General features: G+C 50.2%; 3 protein-coding genes. 1 reads left to right on the forward strand and 2 read right to left on the reverse strand.

Features of this window, described 5'->3' with window-relative positions; genetic code table 11:
• Positions 1–731: transposase domain-containing protein (locus tag AC2VLY_RS03465; RefSeq protein ID WP_486921771.1), on the reverse strand; the 731-nt coding region annotated here is incomplete at its 3' end.
• Positions 732–1,003: 272 nt separating this feature from the next.
• Complete coding sequence (locus AC2VLY_RS03470; protein ID WP_486921772.1) at positions 1,004–1,615, reverse strand: methyltransferase family protein; 612 nt, start codon at positions 1,613–1,615, stop codon at positions 1,004–1,006.
• Between the two features lie 597 nt (positions 1,616–2,212).
• Between AC2VLY_RS03470 and AC2VLY_RS03475 the strand changes: the two genes are divergently transcribed.
• A partial coding sequence (locus tag AC2VLY_RS03475) for a hypothetical protein (RefSeq protein ID WP_486921773.1) occupies positions 2,213–2,452 on the forward strand: 240 nt, incomplete at its 3' end.

Consider the following 2,452-nt stretch of genomic DNA (forward strand, 5'->3'; position numbering starts at 1 on the left):
ACGACGCTACTCAGTCGAAACAGCAGACGGGCACCCGTGGCGAGGGAGTGCTTCCAGAAAGCGTAGCCATAAAACCCTCGGTCGGCGGTCACCAGCATGCTGGAATCCGCATGCGCCATGACTGACAAGGCCAGATCTCGCTCCCCCTGGTCGTAAGGACCCGGTTCTGCATAGCACAAGGTGTGCGTCCCACATTCGGCCATGGCGACAAAACGGAGCTTGGGAAAAGCCGAGGCACCCCGAGAAGAAGGGGGGTAGCCATAGCACTCCGCATTGGCCGCTTCATCCGGCATGTCCAGGGTGGAGCCGTCAATGGCCATAATTCGTAGGCCGCGATAGAACACGCCGGGCATCTGTGCCGGGCCATGCGGTTGGACCTGCTCTTGATACAACGCCTTCAGCGGACCCGCACCGACACGGCCGCGTGCCTGGGAGATGGCCCCTTTGCTGACGGTGGCCTGCGTCAAGCCCTCCTCTCCGAGCAGGGGCCGTAACCCCTCAATCACCAAACGGAGAACCTCCTCGTAGGCGACGTTGGCATAGAGGACCATCGCCAGGACAAAATAAATCAGGACGTCGTGGGGCAGTCCCCGTCGCCGCTGACTTTCCAAGCCTTGTTGCGCCAAGGTCTCCCGGACTTTTCCGATGGGACAGCGCATCGCCAGATAGCCCACCGTCAGATAATCGGCCAGACGAGCGCCTACAGGTAATTGTGCTTTGGTACGTGCCATTGCCATGTCTCCCCAGAAACAAAACATGGCGGTTATTCTGACAGAAAATTATCTATCTAAACAGTATTGTCCTTAAGATATACCATGAAGTTGAATGAACTGTCCAAAATGCGTCCAAGCACACCTAAAAAACCCCTTCTTGGCAACTGGCTGTAAAGGCAGGGGCGGGTATTACGCTGTAACAGCAACGGTTCATTAAGACGGTTTACAGCGCATAGAATACATGACTGGTTGTGTGTTGTTTATTCAGAAAATCGATGGACGAAAATTGTTTAAAGAATCCACGGAATAAGGAGACTCCGGGTATGCCTGCTATAAGCGGTATACCCGGCAAGATGCGCGTTCAAAATCATTTCCTCTCGTTTGATTCTGCCCAACATCAATGAGACAGTAAATAAAAGTAAAAATACCAGTACGAAGACGTAGCCGGAGAGCATCCCTAGACCCAGTATTGCAAGAAGACTACCAGTGTAGGAAGGGTGCCGGACATAAGCATACGGTCCGGTAGTGATTAACTTTTGGTCACTTGCCACATGCAAAATTACGGAAAACCCTCCATCCAGTGCAGCAATGGCATAGAAGCGCAGAATATAGCCGATAATGACAAGCCCGACGCCTAATGAGGCCCAAACGGGCGAAATAAACCTAGGCTGATGGAGAGCCTTGGATAATCCGATTCCAAGATAAAAACTGAATAAAATTGCCAACGCAATAATCCAAAAGTAATATTTATCAAAAAAATGGCTACGCCGATCAGGATGTGGTTCGGTGCTACGAAAATGCCAACCAATGAAACGCTCCATTAAAATGATGCCAATACTTGTAAATATCAACAAGTTCACCTGAATATCCTCTTTTCTGTTAAAATATTCATGCTCGAACAAATCCTGCGCAAAGCAAAAAACCTCTAGATACTATTCTATTTGTATCCCTTTGTTATCATAAAATTCTATTGATGGCAAGCCCGCCATTTTCGATGATAGTCACTACAGCACGCCCTTTGCAGGTCGTAGAAAACCTGAAGGATTGTGTGACGCCTTTTGACTGGAGAACAACCCATATCCCCAGTTGTCGCATGAACAGACCTATAAGTGACAAAGGTTGTTACTGTAACAACTGTTACCATGTAACCATTTCGTTCATTGTGCCGAGACACCGGACACAGCCATTCTTGATATTGGTGTCTGTTGATGGAAACGCAGGCGGCGCTGCCTTAACAAGGCATGGATGGCCAACCATTGGGGGCTTTAACGCTAATTATCTTAGCTCATCGGGTCGTGGTAGGGACGCCCGTTACCGGACGCCCCCGCACCGATCCCAGTGTGCGTAACCAACACCCTGGGCCCCTACCTCGGAGGAGTGACGGCAAATCGCTCGCTCCGCTCGGACACAATGACTAGAACCCGCTCAAAATGCACCATTTCAAAAAAAACAGAACGAAATTTGTCGTTATCTCGAAGTTAAAACCGACGGGATACAAAATGGTTCACTCTTCATCTTCGGTGCCCGGTAGTGCAACACGCGGGAATAACGAAGCCATTTTTTCTATTTTCGCTCCGACCGGTAAATTACCCCAGGTTATCCAGTCATATGACGATGCCGGGCCACCCGCAACGAGCGAGGAAAAACTCGCTTTCAATCCGATCGTCGAACAGAATTCTTCGATACGCGTCGGCATGACCGGCCAGAGCAGCGTAGAGGCCAACCGTAAGGCTTCGAGT

This window comes from Acidithiobacillus sp. TH-A36 (assembly GCF_057473445.1).